The sequence below is a fragment of the Cupriavidus sp. 01L46 genome, from assembly GCF_056399905.1.
In genome coordinates this window covers 1-3,016 of the sequence record NZ_JBFTSF010000486.1, presented here as the reverse complement: position 1 = coordinate 3,016, position 3,016 = coordinate 1, and the positions used below count along the sequence as shown (strand labels likewise).

3 protein-coding genes are annotated in these 3,016 nt (G+C 65.9%); 2 read left to right on the top strand and 1 reads right to left on the bottom strand.

Annotated features, from left to right (window positions below; translation table 11 throughout):
* Positions 1-41 precede the first annotated feature (41 nt).
* Complete coding sequence (gene hutC / locus AC1DS3_RS37275; RefSeq protein ID WP_441630595.1) at positions 42-755, top strand: histidine utilization repressor; 714 nt, start codon at positions 42-44, stop codon at positions 753-755.
* Here the strand turns inward: hutC and AC1DS3_RS37270 are convergent.
* On the bottom strand, positions 752-1,642 hold the full coding sequence (locus tag AC1DS3_RS37270) for a LysR family transcriptional regulator (protein ID WP_441630593.1): 891 nt from the start codon (positions 1,640-1,642) through the stop codon (positions 752-754). The genes hutC and AC1DS3_RS37270 overlap by 4 nt on opposite strands.
* A 137-nt stretch (positions 1,643-1,779) precedes the next feature.
* Here AC1DS3_RS37270 and AC1DS3_RS37265 point away from each other — a divergent pair.
* On the top strand, positions 1,780-3,016 hold a 1,237-nt coding region (locus AC1DS3_RS37265; protein WP_477129205.1), incomplete at its 3' end, for an MFS transporter.

Below are 3,016 nucleotides of genomic sequence, written 5' to 3'. Positions count from 1 at the left end.
GGAAATTGGCTAGACAAGCGCGGTCAAGTAAACTGCGTGCCATGACCTACCTGCCACCCGCCGCCGCCTACGCGCACATCAAGAATTACCTGAAGGACGGACTCAGCGCCGGACGCTGGCCGCCCGGCACGCTGATGCCGTCGGAATCCGAGCTGGTCACCCAGTTCCGCGTCAGCCGCATGACCGCCAACCGGGCGGTGCGGGAACTGCAGGCCGAAGGCCTGGTKGAGCGTGTGCAGGGCGTCGGCACGTTCGCCACCCAGCCCTATCGCGCATCGTCCACGCTGACCATCCGCGACCTGCACGACGAGATCACGGAGCGGGGCCACCGCCACCGCTCCGACGTGCACATGGCGCGCGCCGAAGTCGTCACCGAGGCATTGGCGCCGCGCATCGGGCTGCCCGTCGGCAGCGAGGTCTTCCACACCTTGATCGTGCATAGCGAGAACGGCGTGCCGCTGCTGTGCGAGGACCGCTACGTCAACCCCGCCCGCGCGCCTGACTATCTCGAGGTGGACTTCACCAAGACCACGCCCACCAATTACCTGCTGACCGTGGCACCGCTATGGGAAGCGCAATACTCCATCGAGGCGCAGTTGCCCACCGAGCAGGAGGCCGAGCTGCTGGGCGTCAAGCCAAGCGAGCCCTGCCTGATCGTGATCCGCCGCACCGAAAGCCAGGGCTCGCCGATCACGCTGGCAAGGCTGGTGCATCCGGGATCGCGCTATACCATCGAGGGCTCGTTCAAGCCCTAGGCACGCCCGGGCCGGAATCCGCGCAGATGGTCGATGAAGCCGCGCACCTTGGCGCTGACGTGGCGTGTATCCGGATAGACCGCGAAGACTTCGGCCCTTGGCAAGACATGGTCCGGCATCAGGATCTGAAGCCGTCCGCCCGTGAGATGGTCGTCAAGCAGCCACTCGGGCAACGCTGCAACGCCACAGCCGGCCAGCACAAACGCTAGCAGGGCCGAGGCCGTATCCGCGTGGGCCACGTTGCGGACCCGGATCGTGTGCGGCTTGCCGTGCGGGTCAGCCAGGGTCCATTGCCCGCCCTGCCCCGCACGATTGGCAAGCCATGGCAGCGCCGCCATCGCCTGCAGCGAATCGGGCGCGCCGGTTGCACTCAGCAGCGCCGGGCTTGCCACGATCACCAGGTTGAAATGCCCGATCGGCTTAGCGCGGTGCCGCGAGTCCTCCAGCGGCCCCACCCGGATGGCTACGTCCAGCCGCTCTGCGATCAGGTCGGCATGGGTCGAGCTGGCCTGGTAGCTCACCCGCAGATCGGGATGCAGGTGGGCAAACCCGGCCAGCGCGGGAGCCACGACGAGGTTGCCATAATCCACCGATGCCGTGACGCGCAAGCTGCCCGAGAAGGACGCATGACCGGACCGGACCTGCTCCACGGCCGATTCAGCTTGCCGCAGCAAGACCGAGCAGTCGCGATAGAACCGCTCGCCCGCCTCGGTCAGTGCCAGGCGCCGCGTGCTGCGCGTCAGCAATGCCACCGACAGATCTTGCTCCAGCTGCTTCACGTTGAAGCTGACCACGGCCTTGGTGGTGCCCAGCGTGCCGGCTGCCGCAGTGAACGAACCACACTCCACCACGGCCACGAACATGGCCAGACGGTTCAGATTGATCACGTTCTCGGTGCTCCATTGTCAAAAATCAGAGAACAGTATATCGGCCACTGGACTGTTTTCTTATTCCTCCATGGTTTCTAGAATGCCGTCTTCCAGACCGCACCTGCATGGCGCTTGCCGCCATCGCTCGACTTTCCATGCCCTACAAATCACGCGTTGCGTCGGTCTACCTGCTCGGCTTCTTTATCGATCTGGTCAATATGTTCATGGCATCGGTCGCGTTCCCCGATATCGGCCATTCACTGCAGGCGTCCGTGGGGGCCGTTGCATGGGTGGCCAATGCCTACACGCTGGGGCTGACGCTGGTGATTCCGGCAAGCACCTGGCTGGCCGGCCGCTACGGCGATAAAGCGATCTTCGTGGCGTCGCTGGGGATCTTTTCCGCCGCAGCGGCCGGCGCCGGATTCGCCGGCAGCATTGAGGCGCTGATCGCCTGGCGCCTGCTGCAAGGCCTGGGGGGTGGGCTGTTGATTCCCGTCGGGCAAGCCATGACCTATCGTCTCTACTCGCAGGCCGAGCGCGCGCAACTGTCAGTGATCGTGATGGCCTGCGCGCTGCTCGCGCCGGCGCTGTCGCCGCTGATGGGCGGCTACGTCGTGGACAGCCTGGGATGGCGCTGGGTCTTCTGGCTCAATATCCCGCTGGCCTTGGTTGCGCTCGTGCTTGCCGTACTTTGGCTGCGCCCCGGCGAAGCCACCCAGGGACACAGGCCGGACGTTGCCGGCATCGGGCTGTCCAGCCTGGCGCTTGCGCTGCTGCTGATCGGCTTGTCCCGATTCGAGCACACCGGGCAGACTCGCGTTGGCACCGCCCTTGTCACGGGCGGCATCKCCGCAGGCTTGCTGCTGTTGCGGCATGTACGCCGGCGGGAACATCCGGTCCTGGATTTCCGCGTTCTGCGGGATCCGATGCTACGGGCAGCCATGGTCGTCTACCTGTTTGTACCCGGCGTGTTTACCGGCGTCAGCCTGCTCAATATGTTCTTCCTGCGCAGCGTGCTGGGCCTGAAGGCCGTGAGTGCGGGCGCGCTGATGATTCCGTACGCCCTGRCCGCCGCCGCGGGCATGACGCTGGCCGGGCGCCTCTTCAACCGGCTGGGGCCCCGCGCCCTGCTGCTGCCGGCCATCACGGTGCACGCGACCGGCATCGCCATGCTGGCGACCGTGAGCGAACCTGGCGCATGGCCGGGCATGGTGGCCGCCTTCTTGCTGATGGGAGCCGGCGGCGGCATCGGCTCGAGCGTTGCGCAAACCCTGGCGCTGCTGAACGTGTCCCCGGCGGGAATGGGCCCGGTCAGCGCAATATGGAATCTGAACCGTCAATTGTCGTTTTGCGCCGGCGTCGCCATGGCCAGTCTTTTACTGGGCCAGTGGC